The 16,698-nt window shown below is 42.5% G+C and carries 14 protein-coding genes; 6 read left to right on the top strand and 8 right to left on the bottom strand.

Annotation, left to right across the window (positions count from 1 at the left end):
* Positions 1-72 precede the first annotated feature (72 nt).
* On the top strand, positions 73-1,350 hold the full coding sequence (gene bioA / locus ACQEXU_RS00950; protein ID WP_427009306.1) for an adenosylmethionine--8-amino-7-oxononanoate transaminase: 1,278 nt from the start codon (positions 73-75) through the stop codon (positions 1,348-1,350).
* A gap of 36 nt (positions 1,351-1,386) precedes the next feature.
* Here bioA and ACQEXU_RS00945 read toward each other — a convergent pair whose 3' ends face one another.
* Complete coding sequence (locus tag ACQEXU_RS00945) at positions 1,387-2,037, bottom strand: YccT family protein (RefSeq protein ID WP_427009305.1); 651 nt, start codon at positions 2,035-2,037, stop codon at positions 1,387-1,389.
* 75 nt (positions 2,038-2,112) lie between these two features.
* Positions 2,113-3,141, bottom strand: a complete 1,029-nt coding sequence (locus ACQEXU_RS00940) for a porin (RefSeq protein ID WP_427009304.1) — start codon at positions 3,139-3,141, stop codon at positions 2,113-2,115.
* Positions 3,142-3,656: 515 nt separating this feature from the next.
* Between ACQEXU_RS00940 and dinG the strand changes: the two genes are divergently transcribed.
* From dinG to rsmS, 4 genes are read left to right on the top strand one after another with little or no spacing between them, the layout of a single operon-like run.
* Positions 3,657-5,732, top strand: coding sequence for an ATP-dependent DNA helicase DinG (dinG, locus tag ACQEXU_RS00935; RefSeq protein ID WP_427009303.1), 2,076 nt, complete (start codon positions 3,657-3,659; stop codon positions 5,730-5,732).
* A 46-nt stretch (positions 5,733-5,778) separates the two neighbouring features.
* The gene (locus ACQEXU_RS00930) at positions 5,779-6,552 is read left to right on the top strand and encodes a sulfite exporter TauE/SafE family protein (RefSeq protein ID WP_367986757.1); all 774 of its coding nucleotides are present in this window, start codon (positions 5,779-5,781) and stop codon (positions 6,550-6,552) included.
* 3 nt (positions 6,553-6,555) lie between these two features.
* Positions 6,556-7,104, top strand: coding sequence for a primosomal replication protein PriC (gene priC / locus ACQEXU_RS00925; protein ID WP_427009302.1), 549 nt, complete (start codon positions 6,556-6,558; stop codon positions 7,102-7,104).
* A gap of 1 nt (position 7,105) precedes the next feature.
* Complete coding sequence (gene rsmS / locus ACQEXU_RS00920) at positions 7,106-7,279, top strand: pleiotropic regulatory protein RsmS (protein ID WP_367986759.1); 174 nt, start codon at positions 7,106-7,108, stop codon at positions 7,277-7,279.
* A 79-nt stretch (positions 7,280-7,358) separates the two neighbouring features.
* On the opposite strand, the gene ACQEXU_RS00915 is transcribed toward rsmS, so the two are convergent.
* A complete protein-coding gene (locus ACQEXU_RS00915; protein ID WP_427009301.1) occupies positions 7,359-9,476 on the bottom strand; it encodes a methyl-accepting chemotaxis protein in 2,118 nt (705 codons plus the stop codon).
* A gap of 192 nt (positions 9,477-9,668) precedes the next feature.
* Between ACQEXU_RS00915 and xthA the strand changes: the two genes are divergently transcribed.
* Entirely contained in the window at positions 9,669-10,475 is an 807-nt protein-coding gene (gene xthA / locus ACQEXU_RS00910) for an exodeoxyribonuclease III (protein ID WP_427009300.1), read from the top strand.
* 33 nt (positions 10,476-10,508) lie between these two features.
* Here the strand turns inward: xthA and ACQEXU_RS00905 are convergent, their stop codons facing one another.
* The 5 genes from ACQEXU_RS00905 to ACQEXU_RS00885 all read right to left on the bottom strand — a co-directional run bounded on the left by ACQEXU_RS00905 (position 10,509) and on the right by ACQEXU_RS00885 (position 16,573).
* On the bottom strand, positions 10,509-13,304 hold the full coding sequence (locus tag ACQEXU_RS00905) for an ImpA family metalloprotease (protein WP_427009299.1): 2,796 nt from the start codon (positions 13,302-13,304) through the stop codon (positions 10,509-10,511).
* Between the two features lie 129 nt (positions 13,305-13,433).
* The gene (locus ACQEXU_RS00900; protein WP_367986763.1) at positions 13,434-14,111 is read right to left on the bottom strand and encodes an ABC transporter permease; all 678 of its coding nucleotides are present in this window, start codon (positions 14,109-14,111) and stop codon (positions 13,434-13,436) included.
* 5 nt (positions 14,112-14,116) lie between these two features.
* A complete protein-coding gene (locus ACQEXU_RS00895) occupies positions 14,117-14,857 on the bottom strand; it encodes an ABC transporter permease (RefSeq protein WP_427009298.1) in 741 nt (246 codons plus the stop codon).
* 85 nt (positions 14,858-14,942) lie between these two features.
* Positions 14,943-15,713, bottom strand: coding sequence for an ABC transporter substrate-binding protein (locus ACQEXU_RS00890; protein ID WP_367986765.1), 771 nt, complete (start codon positions 15,711-15,713; stop codon positions 14,943-14,945).
* A gap of 89 nt (positions 15,714-15,802) precedes the next feature.
* Complete coding sequence (locus ACQEXU_RS00885) at positions 15,803-16,573, bottom strand: ABC transporter ATP-binding protein (RefSeq protein ID WP_427009297.1); 771 nt, start codon at positions 16,571-16,573, stop codon at positions 15,803-15,805.
* Positions 16,574-16,698: the final 125 nt, after the last annotated feature.

Genomic DNA, 16,698 nt, shown 5'->3' with positions numbered 1-16,698 from the left:
GTCTCCAGTTAAACTGTCAACACAACAAAAAAACAACAGTTTACAAATGATTATTTTTTAATCTGGTGATTTATGGATTTACAATTCGATCAAAAGCATATCTGGCATCCTTACACATCCACCATTAACCCTCTCCCTTGTTACCCCATTGTTGCGGCGAATGATGTCTACCTTGAGCTGGAAAGTGGTGAACAGCTTATCGATGGGATGTCATCTTGGTGGTCTGCAATCCATGGCTACAACCATCCACAGTTAAACCAAGCCGCCCATAACCAAATAGACAAGATGTCGCATGTAATGTTTGGCGGTATTACGCATGAACCTGCAATAACACTGTGTAAAAGCCTGCTCTCGCTCGCTCCTAATAATCTAGAACACGTGTTTCTTGCTGATTCTGGCTCTGTCGCGGTCGAAGTGAGCTTAAAAATGGCCCTGCAATATTGGCATTCTCGCGGAGAAGCTCGTTCTAAGTTTTTAACTCTCAGAGATGGGTACCATGGCGACACTTTTGCAGCGATGTCCGTGACAGATCCTGATAACTCTATGCACTCACTCTATAAAGGCTTCTTACCGGAACATATTTTTACTCGTTCGCCAAAGACAGGCTTCTGGGATGAGTGGGATGCTGCTGATTTAGATGACTTCAAATCTAAAGTCGAAGCACACCATCACGAGATTGCGGCGGTAATATTGGAACCTATCGTCCAAGGCGCAGGAGGAATGCGTATTTATCACCCAGAGTTTCTTAAGGGGATAAGAAAACTTTGTGATGAATATGGGCTACTTTTGATTCTGGACGAAATTGCAACTGGCTTTGGCCGCACTGGAAAAATGTTTGCTTGTGAGCATGCGGATATTCAACCTGATATCTTATGCGTGGGGAAAGCCTTAACTGGCGGCTATATGACCTTATCTGCCACTCTTACCAGTAAGCACATCGCTGACACAGTTTGTGGGGGAGAAGCAGGCTGCTTTATGCATGGACCCACCTTTATGGGTAACCCATTAGCATGTGCAGTTGCCAGTGCCAGTATGGCACTTCTTCAAGAAGGAAACTGGAAAAAACAAACTGAGTCGATTGAAACCACCTTTGCTCAGACACTTCCTCTTCTTCGCAAACACGCTTTAGTAAAAGACGTCAGGTGGTTAGGCGCAATCGGTGTTGTTGAAACCCATCAACCAGTAAACATGGAGACAATCCAAGCATTATTTGTTGAACAAGGTGTTTGGATAAGACCTTTCGGCCGACTGATTTATATGATGCCACCCTTTATTAGTTCACAAGAACAAGTCCTCAAACTAGTAAAGGCAATAGAGCATGCTTTAGAAACACCAGACTGTTTTAGATAACGAAAAAGGGTTGGCCCATAGCCAACCCTTTTACCATTATTCTTGGTCAATGATCCAGCGACGAAATTCTTTACGCTCTTCTGGTGTCGCTTTTACGTACCATGCTTTTAGTTGTTCTAGATTCACCATTTCAGATTTTACAGTTTTAGTGATTGAAGTTGTTACTTTCGGTTCTGCTTTTGGTAAATCGGCTATCTGTGCTTTTGTAGCTATCGCAGTTGAAGCACCAAATGTGATCCCTCTAGCTGCATTATGCTTAGCTACTCGCTCTGACATATCAAAAAATGGCATGAAACCTCCAGTTTGGTCTAAAGCTTCTTGGGTATAAGCAACAGACTTACCAGTCACTGTTTCTATCTTCCACTGAGGGTTGTTCTTAAATGCTTGGGCCGCTTGATCGTAGGTATACATTTTAGGAGGGGTAATAACAATATCGGTATCAGGTGCATCGAAGCTTACAACATAGGGGCTCGAATCAAAAACTCTGTCCTTACCTGAGCCTTTTAACTTTTTGTTGTAGTTTAAAATAACCTGAATTTTACCAGGCTCAATTTTATTTATATCACGATGCTCCTCTACCTCAGCACCACCAATATACAACAGGTTCACACCATTTTTTGGCTCTAAAGAAGCAGCATGTAAACTGCCTGAAATTAATAACAATAATGTCGCAAACTGAGCTTTCATATATCCCTCTACGCTAACTAGAAAAAAAAACCACCCTCGAGAGGGTGGTCATTATATTATGAGAAATTTAAGCTCTTAGAAAGATGCTTTAATACCAACACCGAAGCCAGTCTCGCTTTCTTCTTTATCGTTGCCACCAACTTCTGCGTAAACAGTTGTGTTAGGAGCTAGGCTGTAACCAGTGTTAACAAACCAGTCAGTGTGATCTTCTTTATCAAAAGAGTAGTCTGTTGTGCTCACGCCACCAGCAAAAGTTACTTTGTCTAACGTGTAGTCTGCAGCGAAAGCAAAAGTATCTGCATCTTGATCTGCTGCACCAGCTACTTCAAGATCTGCACGGTAGTATCCAACTTCTAGGTTAAGGTTTTCGATGCCACCGTAAGAAGCTTGTAGAGCAGAAATAGACTGTTTAGCATCGTAATTTACAACTTCATTAACTACACCTGAAACAACAATAGGCTGACCTGTTTCTTGGTCAACAGCACCAAAAAGAACGTCAGTTTCTTTTGTACCAACACCGCTCAGGTCTGCAATACCATAGAATACAGAGATGTCTAGGTCTGCAACACGGACACCTGCTTTCAAGTCAATTAAGCTACCATCTTTACCTAGTCCATTTCCACCATTTCGGTCTTGCATATACGCTAGACCAACGTAGTAATCGCCTTTGTCTAGGTCATAACGGATAACTTCGTCACCAGAGAAATCAGCTGTCTCAACATGAGACTGGACACCAAACAAGAAGTCAGAACCAATACCTGCATCATCAAGTTGAGTTGCAGTTTTACCAACTTTTAGAGTACCTAAATCAGTTGAGATGAAAGAAACATAAGCATCACCGCCTGAGCCGTCTTTAGTTGCTAGGTCGTTTAGTTCCCAGTAACCGCCAATAGAGAAGCTATCGTTAACTGCATAACGGATGTCAAAGTTTAGATCTGAATCGTCAATCTCTTGCTTAAATTCAGAACCTTTGTCAGTGCTCTGCACGTAACGAACTTCAATGTCGCCACCCATGTTAACAGTCGCACCATCTTGGTTGTATAGTTCAACTGCTTGCGCAGAACCTGCTGCTAGTACAGCTAAAGCTACTAGAGTCTTTTTCATAATAATCCACTGCCTTTTCTTAAATTGGGAAATCCTTGCCCGATTCCCTTTTAGTATTTTCGGTGATGACTCTTGCTCTTTAATGGCTTGATGTCATCGCCGCTAAATTCGGAATTAAGATTGCAAAAGATTATTCGGTCTGTCAAATATTCTAAAAAACAAAACTAAAAAAACATAAAGCAATTACAAATCAATGAGTTACATTGTTAAATCAATTTTATTCGACTAACTTCTAAGCACACAACAGTCAATATTCATAAATAAAACAAAATATCATTTTAGAATAAAAAACCACAACATAGCTTGCATAACACCTTAGACAGCATAATAAACTAGCCGAATATTTTATTTAGAGGGTTATATTTTTTACATTTAGAATTAATTGTAAGTTTATGATGGTTCAGTTTTTTTTTGTGAACGAGATCTAGATTTATCGTAAAAGGATTCCATTTCGTGAACTAAGTACTGTTTAGAGATCTGTGCTAGTATCAGCCCCCTTAGGAAAAGGGCGCTGTATGCTGACAAAAAACATTCAAGAATCCATTCGCAAAAGCTATCAAAACTTACAAGATCAACTAGAAAATTTTATTCCTCGTAGAGCTCAAAATTACTTAGTTGCAGAGATCGCTAAAACCTTATGTGGCTCATACCATAAATCGACTCGTATGATTGTTGCAGAAGCCGGAACAGGAATTGGTAAGTCCCTTTCTTACTTAATGGCAACCATTCCAGTTGCCGTATTGAATAATCGCAAGGTGGTTATCTCAACGGCAACGGTTGCGTTACAAGAGCAACTAATTAACAAAGATCTGCCACTCTATCGCCGCATCACTGAACATAATTTCTCCTTCATTCTTGCTAAAGGCCGCCAACGTTATTGTTGTGCAGAAAAACTCGCTTCTGCATCCGGAGTTGATGGTGGTCAGCTTGCTATGTTTGAAAGTAAACCGAAAAAAGCGGATATCGAACTCTTAGAAACGATGTACCGAAGCCTTTCACAAGGTAAATGGGATGGCGACCGAGATTCTTGGCCAAAACCAATTAAAGATGAAATTTGGCAACTTATTGTGAGTGATAAACATAGCTGTAATAACAGTTTACCTGCACACAGAGGATGTCCGTTTCAAAAGGCACGTTCAGAACTGGACAAAAACGATGTCATTATCGCCAATCATAGTCTCGTAATGGCCGATGCCGATCTCGGCGGTGGCGTGATTCTGCCAGAGCCAGAAAATACGATTTATGTCTTCGATGAGGCCCACCACTTACCTCATGTTGCGCGGGATCATTCATCCGCTTCAGCAAGCCTTAAGGGAGCAGCAAGTTGGTTAGAACGTCTAAATCAATCAGTCACTAAATTTGCAAATTTAGCAGATGAAAAAAGAGTGGCGCGTTTTCGAAATGAGCTTCAAGATTCAATTCAGCTTTTGATCCCTTCTTTGAGCCAATTAGCGAGTCGGTTTGATGCCGCATTATTTGAAGAGGGGGTATATCGGTTTGAGCATGGTGAACTCCCGGCTTGGCTAGAAGAAGAATCTAAATCACTTAAATCCCCCTCGCAAAAAGCGGCTCAAGCAGTCGCTAAAATTGCCGACCTAATTTCAGAACGGATAAAAGATGGGGAAGTTTCAAACCGAATAGCAGAGCCCGCTTTAGCTGAATTAGGGTTTTATACCCAGCGCTTAGATAATTTAGCGCAAGTGTGGACATTGATGGCAGAGCCTAAGCGAGAAAAAGGCGCACCGTTGGCGCGCTGGTTATCGATTCATCCAGATCGAGAAGGCGACTTTATTGTCAATGTATCCCCCCTCGAAGTGGGCTGGCAGTTGGACCAACAGATCTGGAGCCGCTGCGTTGGCGCAGTATTGACCTCAGCGACAATGAGAGCTCTCAACTCATTTAGCTTTTTCTGTCGTCAAGCCGGGATAAGTGAGAGAGAAGAAGACGGCGTTCGTTTTCTTGCACTCTCTTCGCCTTTTGATTATCAAACACAAGCTGAGTTAATCATCCCCAAAATGCCGGTAGAACCACAAGCGTCTGAATTTACTGAATGCCTTATCGAGAAACTTCCGGAAATCATTGAAGCTAACAAGGCCAATTTGGTGCTGTTCGCTTCTTATTGGCAAATGAACCAAGTATCGGAAGCGCTCTCAACATTATTCGTTAAAAAAGGCTGGGCATTGCAAATCCAAGGGAAAGAATCTCGGTATGAAATACTAAAAAAACATAAAATGCTGATCGATAAAGGTAAGACAAGCATCCTATTTGGAACAGGTAGCTTCTCAGAGGGGTTAGACTTACCCGGTGAACAGTTAGAAAATTTGATTATCACTAAAATTCCATTTGCGGTACCTACCTCACCCGTCGAACAAGCTCATGCAGAATACATCGAACATAAAGGCGGAAACCCTTTTATGCAGATCACTGTACCAGAAGCGAGCAAAAAGCTGATCCAATCGGTAGGAAGACTACTGCGTAAGGAACGAGATTCTGGTACAGTTTACATCCTTGACCGTCGTATCGTAACGAAACGATATGGAAAGTCACTTTTAGACTCATTACCCCCTTTTAAACGCACAATTGAATATTAGTTATCTATCGATTTGATAGCATAAGAACAAAGAAGAAACTGACTATATGGAACTTTTAGAGCCAAGCATGTTGTTAGTGTTGGCGCTTGTTGCGTTTATCGCAGGCTTTATTGATGCAGTCGCGGGTGGCGGCGGGATGCTGACCGTCCCTGCTCTCCTTTCTATTGGGCTGCCACCCCATATCGCACTGGGAACAAATAAAGTGGCGGCAAGCTTTGCTTCTTCAACAGCCGCTTACACCTACTATAAAAAACGGTTATTCAAACCTCGTTGCTGGGGACGAGCGTTTGTTTGTACGTTAATTGGTGCGACTCTGGGCACCTTGTTTGTCGATGCGATTAGCACACAGTGGCTGGAAAAGATCTTGCCTTTGGTTATCTTAGCGGCCGCGATTTACACCATATGGCATAAGACCCCGAATGCAAACCAAGACGTAATGCCTAAACCTTGCCCCACATTGAACAAAAAGCAATACGCTCAAGGGCTCATTTTAGGCTTTTACGACGGAGTGGCTGGCCCTGGTACCGGTGCTTTCTGGACCGTAAGCTCAATGGCTCTATACCGCCTGAATATCTTATTGGCATCAGGGCTGGCGAAAGCCATGAATTTTACCAGTAACTTTACTTCCTTAATTACGTTTGCTGTACTGGGCCATATTGATTGGGTACTCGGTTTAACGATGGGACTGTGTTTAATGGCCGGTGCTTACGTGGGTGCACATTCAGCGATCCGTTTTGGTGCTCGTTTTATTCGCCCAGTATTTGTCTGCGTTGTGAGCGTTCTTGCCGTAAAGTTAGCCTATGAGGCTTGGTTTATTTAACTTATGAAAAAACTAGAGTCACTCATCAACACCTTAGAAGAGCTCGCAACACAAGCCGCATTGGTCGATCGTCAAAGAGGTGAACATCATCAGATACTGTTTGATGAAAGGTTATTCCGCTGTAAGTCTCGCCTTCTAGTGCCATGTGTGACAGAAGCAAGGTCAACATTAGATTCTCTTATTCGAGAGGAAAAAGCATCACTATTAACGCCTCAGCGTGCCGAATTTCTCTCTGAAAGGCTCTTATCGCAAATCGGAGCGATACAAAGAGAGCTTGCTACACAAAACATACGTAAAGTCGAACCCAAACACTCATCTCATTACAGAAAGCCAATTAATGTGCTTTATCAGGAGCTCGCTCAACACCAAGATTGGGAACGCAGGCTTATGGAAATGGTTCGGGATAAACAATACGCGTTAGAAAATGCTTCGTCTTTCAACAGGCAAGAAGCTCAGCAAGCTTTAATGACGACAGAGCAAAGGCTTAAACGTTGTAAAGAAGCTAAACTGAAGATTGAAAATCAAATCACTTACAGAGAAAAGAACCAATAATATGACACAGCAAAATGAAAGCTCTGGATTAGATCATGCTCCCGATGAAATTAAGCTTGCAGTAGATTTGATTTACTTATTAGAAAGCAATGAAATTGAACCTGAAATCGCCCTTAAAGCCATCAACATCATCAAAGTTGACTTGGAGCGTAAACTGGCCGAAGCACAAGAATAATAATCCTAGGATTAAAAACTTATTACCTCAGGCTCATATATTCACTGACAAACATATGAGCCTGAGGCAGCTCTATCAGTTAAACTTTAAACTGCGCGACCAGTTGTTGTTGTTTTGACGACAACGCACCAATGTCTTGGCTTACTGATTCAGATGCTTCCGCTTGTGTCAGGATCTGTGCGCTGAGATCTCGAATATTAGCCACACTTTGATTCACTTCTGATGAAACAGATTGCTGCTCTTCTGCCGCCTTAACGATCTGCAAATTCATATCATTAATTGATTCAATGGCACCAAAAATCGAATTCAGCTCCTCAACAGCTTGCTTCACTTGAATTGCTGCATCGTTCGCAAGTCCATTACCTTCCCTTATCGCACTCACCACATCTTCGGTACCTTGTTGGACATTTGCAATCACTTGACGTATTTCTCCAACAGAATCTTGCGTCCGACTAGCGAGATTTCTAACTTCATCAGCCACAACAGCGAAACCTCTTCCCTGCTCTCCTGCACGAGCTGCCTCTATCGCCGCATTAAGCGCCAGTAAGTTTGTCTGCTCTGAAATACCTTCAATTACGGTAAGGATCTCTGTCACGCTATCATTATTTTTTGCGAGTTCTTCCACAACTGGGATAGCTCGTTCCATTCGCTCCACCAGCTTAATCATTTCGCATTCAGAAAGCTCTATCACATTCTGACCAATATCGGCAGATTGATGCGCTTGCTCTGCAGCATCAACGGCAGTTTGAGCATTTTGCACCACCAGCCCAGAGGTTTGGGTCATTTCTTCAGACGCTGTGGCAACCAAATCCACTTCTTTAAATTGTGCTTCACTGCTTTGACTGGTTTGCTGGGCGGCAACGGTAGACTGCAGCGTTGTTGTACCAATTCGATTCGTGGTTTCTACAATATCTCGAATGGTGTATTGCAGTTTTTCAAGAAATAGATTGAACCCTTTAGCTAACTGACCTATTTCATCATCACTTTTAACGTCTATCCTTTGCGTTAGATCGCCTTCACCAGAAGCAATATCTTCAAGCCGCACAACCACTTCTCGTATAGGTTTGACCAATTTAGCGGCAGAGATACCGATAGTTAGCAAGCCAAAGAAAATTAATACACCACCAGCGACCAGTTCGGTTTTAACTCCGGATTCTACTTGTTTTTCAATGACATCATTCAATGCTTTTGCATCTGACAGAACGCTAGCTTTAGGCATATCAAATAAAATGCCCCATGTTTGATTTGCAATTTCAATTGGTGCAAATACGGTCAACCATGCTTCATCGTGACTCCATTGGCTTACAACCTTTCCTCCGAATAAAAAGTTAGTCAGCTGCTCAGCAGAAATCACATCACTGGTAAAAGTCTGGCCAATTGATTTGTTCTCGTCATCACTGGCGATAAGAGATCCGTCCAAACTGATAATATTGATGTGTCCAGAACCGTTGAACAGTTGGCTGTCCGAATCCGATACGATGGAACGCAATTGATCCAATTTTAGGTCGATACCAAAAAAACCAATTGCAACGTCATCGACTAAAATAGGGACAGATATCGAGGTGGTAATAAATTCACCACGCTCATTAGAAATTAGTCTTGGCGATGCTACACAAGTAGTGCCACTGCTTAGCGGACAAAAAAATCGTTCACTATTCTCATCAGCATTAATGGCTGCTTCGCTAAGGATGTTTGCAACTACATTCTCACCATTTTCCGTCGTCACCCAATAGGGAGCAAAGCGGCCTATCTCATTTGAACCAACATAATCTGCATCCACATAGTTACTGTCTTCGCTGTCCAAAAGATCGGGCTTAAATACCAGATACGCCCCTTCTATTTCCGGAAAATTCAATACTGATGTTCTTACAATTTCATCAAGCGCAGTGCGCAAAGACTCACTCTCTCCAAAGTTTTCTTCACTCAATTTCTTTTGAAATAACACGCTGTCTGCAAGCAGCTCTGCTCTGGATAACGCTTCGCTAAAAAATTCCGAAACCTCAGTGGCATTCAGCAGCGCCCTAGTTTCTAACAACTGTTCCGATTTTTTACTGACAGAGATTGCACTTTGGTCTCTAATGATTTGCTGATTTGTCACAGCGTTGTAAACAGAAAAGCCAATAAGAGAGAAAGAAGTAATGACTAAACACAGCCCGGATAATACCGTTATCTTCCATTGAACAGAGAGGGTTCGCATATGACATCCTTAAATCGCAAACAAATCTAACATTTCCTTAGCGATAAATTATTACAACACATTAACATCAGAGATCAATCCAAAGTTTATAAATTTTTAACAACGACCAAGTTACGCTTTTGTTTTGCTCCTCTCTGGGTATTCCAAATAGAGCGTGATAACATTTCAAAAATTTCGTCAAAAGGAAAAGAAATGAAAGCGATTAGTTTCAACATCAATGGTCTAAGAGCAAGGCTTCATCAATTACAGGCGCTGATAGACAAACATCAACCTGACGTCATCGGTTTACAAGAGATCAAAGTACATGATGAAGCATTCCCAATAGAAGATGTCGAAGCTATGGGCTATAAGGTTTTCTTCCATGGACAAAAAGCGCATTACGGCGTTGCAATGCTATGCAAGAAAGAGCCAATTCATGTACAAAAAGGCTTTCCTACAGATAATGAAGATCATCAAAAACGCATGATCATAGCTACATTTGAAGATGAGAATGGCAATAAAACGACCGTACTAAACGGCTACTTCCCTCAAGGAGATAACATTTCCCACGAGACTAAGTACCCGTACAAACGTCAGTTTTATAAAGACTTGATGAATTACTTAAATGAACATCATACCAAGGATGAACAATTGATCGTGATGGGTGACATCAACATCAGCCCAATTGACGCTGATATTGGTATTGGTGAGGCCAATCGTAAACGCTGGCTAAAAACTGGAAAGTGCTCTTTCCAACCCGAAGAACGTGAATGGCTTAAGACGTTGTTAGACTGGGGATTTGAAGACACTTTCCGTAATCTGCACCCAGATGTTGATGATCAGTTCTCGTGGTTTGATTATCGCTCTCGCGGGTTTGATGACAACCGAGGCCTACGTATAGACGTTATTCTAGCAACACCTTCTTTAGCACAAAAGTGTACTGAAGCAGGGATCGATTACGAGCTGCGTGGCATCGAAAAACCGTCTGATCACGCACCAATTTGGTCTGTGTTTAAGTAAATGTGAATTGAAAAAGGGGCATACGCCCCTTTTTCATAACGGCCAAGATGTCAAACCGTCAATCGGTACTCGACTGGATGCGAACTCCGTTTTGCAGTATCCGGTATTAGAAGATACATAAAAGTTTAAAGGCATTGCCGAATAACCATTCGCCACGACTTGCCCTTTCGCTTTATCTGAGAAAACAAAGCCATACATCGTCAAGTAGTTAGTCATGTCTTTCTCTAAGACACGAGATAATGAGATTAGCAACCAATCGTTCTGACTCAAGCTATTCAACTCACTGAAGGTATACTGACTAAAGCCAAGCCGCCCTTTCACTAGATCCCAATTCGACTCAGAATTATTCGCTTGATTAAAATTGCGCTCTAAAATATGTAGGCGGCCTAATAAATGCCAGCCATTTGAAAGAATCCCCTCTCCTTGCGCAGACATCATCATCTGGATATAAAGGCGAGCACCCCATGTCCATCCATTATTATTCAGTTGCCGCATATACTCTGCTGGGTCAGGCTCACCTTGACTGGTTTGCAAGAGTTCGTACATCGCCTTAAAATCTAATGATTGGCACGTTGGATCATTCCCTGTTTCACGATAAAACATCGATTTGCTGTAATACGAATAGAAATTTGTGCTGGTATGCCCTTCCCAACCTTCAAAACGAAAGCGAGATCGCTCTAATCCATGTCCGAGCTCATGTAAATCACCATGCCCTACAGGGTTGAAGGCCCACCCCGCATCATATGGATTTCCGGAACATCCAGAGCCACAATTTGGCTGGTCTGCATTCATATGCTTCACAATATCTATTGTCGCAATATCCCAGCTCTGATCTCTGGAAAAACCATGTATTTCTTCAATTTCGTCAATACCCGGCCCAGTAAAGCCTGAAAGCGCATGAGGTAAATTGCTCACATAACGTTGAGTGGCTAACGCCATATCCGCAGGCGTTGCCCATTCCGTTGCCTGCATTGACTGTTTCATTTTGTCTTGCTTTGAATGCACTTCAAACCCAGACGTGACCAATTCAGCCCAATCAAACATATTGGCTTCTAGTTGTTGTATAAAAGACTCATTGTCTGCAGCGCTGCGCCACACAGGATGCAAGCCGACATTCTCAAAGCGAAAAGACACGGGTAAATCATTTACATTAAAATGAATTTGCACTGGGCCACCGTATGCTGATGTTAGCCGAATCGTTTCTCCAGGAGTAACTTCAAACTGCCCAGAAGTGACATGTTTGGGTCGGTTGTAACCATTGGGATTAAATTCATGAGTAGCGCCACTACGTAATGTGTTAAACGCAATCGACGTCTTCACTGGGGAGTTATCTAACCGAGTCACCTGAGTGGTTTCTCCTGGGAAGGCATATACACCTGCAGATCGAAAGTAGGATTTTGACTCAAGGTTCACTACTTTGGTTTCCCTTGGGACACCTATAAACTCACTTCTTGAGAAATTGCCCATATCGGGTTGCTTGGGATTCACATCTCGCACGTGGTATTGAATATGGTCTGCATAGTACGAACGTAAAAATTCTGAGGTTGGTGTTGTTTGCTTGTCCATAGGAAAAATGGCTTGTTGTCGATATTTATCTGCAAGCAGTAACATCAGTTTCTCGTACCGATAGTCCTTGGTAGAAAACAACGATACGTTTGACTCATCCAGTTGTCTCAGTCTGCTACGAATACTCGCTATTGGCATATAGAATTGCTCCTGCATACCTGAGGTATTAGGGCATGACTTATCATCGCACTCCGCAATATTCACCGAAAAGCTCTCATTTTCTAACCGGTTTAATAGTGCTTGCTGCTCCACAATATCTGAGTCTAAAACGCCCTCCAGCTCAAGAGGATTCCAATCGACGACACCAAGTCTACGCCAGTAATTATCGCCAACGTATTGCACGTTGAAGTAGTCAAAGATAGCGTCGCCTAACAGCGTCATATTTCCATCTAAATGCATGTATAAAACTGGTATGCCCGCAATATTAGCCGCATTTATGTAACGAATCGTCTCATCCAGAGAGGTGGTTGGCTGCATGTGTTGAGAAAGGATGAGTAAGTCAATATTGCTTGATAAACAGCTTCTTAATGCCGTGTCATCGCATGAATCAGGAGCATTGTATTCGACTGCAGAGCCAAATTGCTGATCAAACCATGCTCTGGTCGCTGATTCATCAGGAAAGTAACGAGATTCATCCATTTGGGCAATGACAACTCTAAGCGTATTGCTTTTGCTGTTTACCGTAAGCCATTTAATAGCCGATCTTAACCATTGATGCATTTGAGCATTGACTGTCGATGGTTCTCGATACCAACTACGCATTGGATTTGCACCCAAAAACAGATAGCGCGCCGCTCTTTTTTGGCCTGCAAGCCCTAAAGTTAATGCTTGGTCTTTATACCCAGAAACAAGTGCTTTATTTGTTTTCAGTACCGTGTCGTTAAAGCCAAACTGATGCTTAAGGATGGCTGCATCATGTGAGACTTCCCAAGTTAGACCTGTTAATTGTGATCTTGTATTACTAGATGCCAACGTGCGTTTTATTTCATCGTACTTTGCTTGCCATTCGGTCACATAGTCTCGACTTGCCACAATAAAATCGTTTGGTTTTTCAACGACAAGTGCATTACCTGTTCTTAACGCTATTTCTACTGCGGACTCTTGTTCTGGCATTTCGGTAGTGGGGACGTCAGGGGCATCTGGAATGTTTGGAACCTCTGTCGGTTTGGTTGGGCTCGTGACAATCGACTCATCCTCTGAACCTCCACCACAGCCCATCATTAACAACATTACAAATGAAATGGGTACAAATCGTCTATTCATATAACGCACAACCTTACAGCAAGGACCATGCATTAAAATATTTTCCTGTTGACAGAAAAGCTAATAAAGAAATTTTATGAATGGATATCAAAAAGTTATCGGCATCATTGAGATGCCGATCTAAATTAATTAACTTAATGGTCTGAGATAAGCGAGGAAGCGTTTCTCTGCGAGTTTGAAACACCACAATATGATAAAGGTGAGCCCCATATAAAACAGACCAGCGGTTAAGAATGATTCAAATGGCGCATAGTAGCGAGAGTTGACCAAACGCGCAGCACCCGTTAGATCAACAATCGTAACGATACCTGCGACCGCACTACCGTGTAGCATAAAGATTACTTCGTTACTGTATGCTGGAAGCGCACGACGCAATGCACTTGGTAAAATTATTCGGCGATACGTTTTCCATACCCCCATGCCATAGGCTTTTGCAGCTTCAACCTCACCTTTTGGCAAACCATTGATTGCACCTCGAATGATTTCTGCAGTATAGGCCGACGTATTCAGAACAAACGCAACCAAAGCACAAAACCAAGCGTGCTCCCACAAGGTATCTTTCACCGGGAAAAACTGGTCCATACCGTAATAAATTAGATATAACTGAACTAAAAGTGGCGTACCACGGAAAAAGTAAATGAAGCCCCAACTTGGCAAGCTGAGTAAATAGTTTTCACTGTTTCGAGTAATAGCAAGTGGAATAGCGACTGCCAAACCAATGATCAATGCTAACCCGACTAACCAAACTGTTGTCCACAAGCCTTCAAGGTAGGTTGGAAAACTTTCTATAACCAAAGAAAAGTCCATGATGACTACCTCGCATGAATACTAAATTTGCGCTCAACCAATTTCAGTAACCCAGTCGATACGCTCGTAAAGAATAAGAAGATCAATGCAACAGCCATGTAAAAAGTAAATGGCATCTTCGTCGAGCCCGCCGCAAGTGAGCTCACCCGTACCATATCTTCCAAACCGATGATTGAAACCAATGCGGTCGTTTTGAGCAACACAAGCCAGTTATTACCAAAACCCGGAAGCGCGTGGCGGATCATCTGAGGCAGTAGAATCCTCCTAAACGCTAACACAGAGCTCATACCATAGGCTTTAGCTGCCTCTAACTCTCCTTTGTCAACAGCCATAATCGCGCCACGGAAGGTTTCCGCCATGTATGCCCCAAATATAAAGCCAATTGTCAAGATCCCTGCGATAAACGGGCTAACATCGATATAATCAGGAAGGTAAGACGTCCATTCATGATCAGGGTTACTTGATGTAAACCATTCATTGAGCCATTCATTAATGGAGTAAAGACTGTTGTTCAGTAGGATCTGACCTCCAAAAAAGATCAGCATCATTAAGACGAGATCGGGAATTCCCCGAATAATTGTTGTGTAAAGCGTCGCAATGGCACGAGCCCAACGATAAGGCGCCAGCTTTGCCAAAGCTCCTAACATACCTAATATCATCGCTAATATTAACGATAGCACTGCGACTTCAATCGTCAGCACGGCCCCTTTTAAAATCGAGGCTTCATATCCTTGTAAATCCAGCATAGGTGAGTTCCTAATCCCTAAACTCAGACGGTCGGTTGCTGGCTACCTCTAGGAACAGAAAACCAGCAACCGATATGTTTATGAATTATTGACCATAAACATCGTAGTTAAAGTATTTAGCAGCAATTTCTTGATAAACACCTTGCTCACGTAACGATAGAATTGCAGCATCCAGCTTCTTCGTTAAGTCTTTATCTTGCTTGCGAACAGCAATACCAAAGCCTTCACCAAACCATTTAGGATCGGTCAAAGAAGGGCCAACAAACTCATACGCTTCACCGCCAGCTTTATTCAAAACACCTTCTTCAAGAGCAGAAGCGTCTCCTAGTACCGCAGCAATACGGCCGTTTGCAAGGTCAAGATATGCCTCATCAAATGAGCCATAACGTACAATTTCCACTTTGCCGCCATAGTTATCGGTTAGGTACTTATCATGCGTGGTTGCACGCTGTACGCCAATCTTCACACCGTCTAGCGCATCAAAGTTCAATCCAGCCCCTTTCTTTGCGATAAATTTGTTAGGGATTAGTGCATACTTGCCAGTGAAGTCGACTTTTTTCTTACGCTCTTTCGTAATTGACATGGCTGCAATTATCGCATCGTATTTACGAGCAAGTAGTGAAGGAATAATGCCATCCCAATCCTGAGGAACGATCTTACATTTCACTTGCATCTCTTTACATAATGCATTGGCCATATCAACATCAAACCCTTTCAAAGAGCCATCTGCTTCAGTCCAACTAAATGGAGGATACGCGCCTTCAATACCAAAACGAACGGTTTTCCATTCTTTCGCTTGGGCCATTCCTGTTGCTGCAGTAGCAGCTAAAGCTGCAACGACTAACCACTTTTTCATTTCCGTACTCCTGTGATTGTGTTTTCTTCGTTATAGGTTGTTGTGTTTACTGTGTGCTCGATCGTTATCAAACACTTTAAATATAATTGCTAATAGATAGATGAGATAAATTGCTGAAGACGCTCTGATTCTGGGTTAGTAAACAGTTTAGCAGGGTCACCTTGCTCCTCTACCAACCCTTGATGCAGAAACATCACATGATTTGAGACATCGCGAGCAAACGCCATTTCATGAGTAACAACCAACATTGTTCGCCCTTCATCCGCGAGATCACGCATCACCCCCAGGACTTCCCCAACCAATTCTGGGTCAAGCGCAGAAGTCGGTTCGTCAAACAACATCACTTCAGGGTCAACCGCTAATGCACGAGCGATTGCCGCACGTTGCTGCTGTCCACCAGACAAGTGGCCTGGGTAGTAATCTTTGCGTTCATACAAACCAACCTTTTTTAACAAGGCGTTGGCATTTTCTATAGCTTGGGCTTTCGGCACGCCTAAAACATGTACAGGAGCTTCAATTACATTCTCCAGTACCGTCATGTGCGACCAAAGATTAAATCCTTGAAATACCATCGCAAGGCGAGAACGAATACGTTGCACTTGTTTTTCATTAGCTGGGACAGATTCACCTTGACGATTATTCTTCATCTGAATGAGTTCACCATTTACCCAAATCTCGCCAGCGGTTGGGGTTTCTAACAAGTTGATGCATCTAAGAAAGGTACTCTTACCTGAACCGGAAGAGCCGATAATTGAAATAACATCGCCTTTATGAGCTTCTAAAGAAATGCCTTTTAAAACTTCATTTTGGCCAAATGTTTTATGTAAATCCTTGATATCCAGAGCGGGTACTTCACTCATCCGCTTATACTCCCTGTATTGTGTATACCATTTTTAATTATCTATATTAGGTATTCCTAAAAGCTGTTGCCTTCAGTTCGATACAAACTAGCACTAGACCTTATGACATGCAACAAATTATTAAC

Source organism: Vibrio sp. TRT 21S02 (assembly GCF_050113675.1).
Classification (GTDB): domain Bacteria; phylum Pseudomonadota; class Gammaproteobacteria; order Enterobacterales; family Vibrionaceae; genus Vibrio.
The sequence above is the reverse complement of the archived record's forward strand: the minus strand, read 5'-3'. Positions and strand labels throughout refer to the sequence as shown.

Coding starts and splice junctions, on each gene's coding strand:
- ACQEXU_RS00890 (WP_367986765.1), bottom strand. CDS start 15,713: ATGAAAAAGTGGTTAGTCGTTGCAGCTTTAGCTGCTACTGCAGCAACA.
- ACQEXU_RS00940 (WP_427009304.1), bottom strand. CDS start 3,141: ATGAAAAAGACTCTAGTAGCTTTAGCTGTACTAGCAGCAGGTTCTGCG.
- ACQEXU_RS00885 (WP_427009297.1), bottom strand. CDS start 16,573: ATGAGTGAAGTACCCGCTCTGGATATCAAGGATTTACATAAAACATTT.
- dinG (WP_427009303.1), top strand. CDS start 3,657: ATGCTGACAAAAAACATTCAAGAATCCATTCGCAAAAGCTATCAAAAC.
- ACQEXU_RS00945 (WP_427009305.1), bottom strand. CDS start 2,037: ATGAAAGCTCAGTTTGCGACATTATTGTTATTAATTTCAGGCAGTTTA.
- ACQEXU_RS00900 (WP_367986763.1), bottom strand. CDS start 14,111: ATGGACTTTTCTTTGGTTATAGAAAGTTTTCCAACCTACCTTGAAGGC.
- bioA (WP_427009306.1), top strand. CDS start 73: ATGGATTTACAATTCGATCAAAAGCATATCTGGCATCCTTACACATCC.
- ACQEXU_RS00915 (WP_427009301.1), bottom strand. CDS start 9,476: ATGCGAACCCTCTCTGTTCAATGGAAGATAACGGTATTATCCGGGCTG.
- xthA (WP_427009300.1), top strand. CDS start 9,669: ATGAAAGCGATTAGTTTCAACATCAATGGTCTAAGAGCAAGGCTTCAT.
- rsmS (WP_367986759.1), top strand. CDS start 7,106: ATGACACAGCAAAATGAAAGCTCTGGATTAGATCATGCTCCCGATGAA.
- ACQEXU_RS00905 (WP_427009299.1), bottom strand. CDS start 13,304: ATGAATAGACGATTTGTACCCATTTCATTTGTAATGTTGTTAATGATG.
- ACQEXU_RS00895 (WP_427009298.1), bottom strand. CDS start 14,857: ATGCTGGATTTACAAGGATATGAAGCCTCGATTTTAAAAGGGGCCGTG.
- ACQEXU_RS00930 (WP_367986757.1), top strand. CDS start 5,779: ATGGAACTTTTAGAGCCAAGCATGTTGTTAGTGTTGGCGCTTGTTGCG.
- priC (WP_427009302.1), top strand. CDS start 6,556: ATGAAAAAACTAGAGTCACTCATCAACACCTTAGAAGAGCTCGCAACA.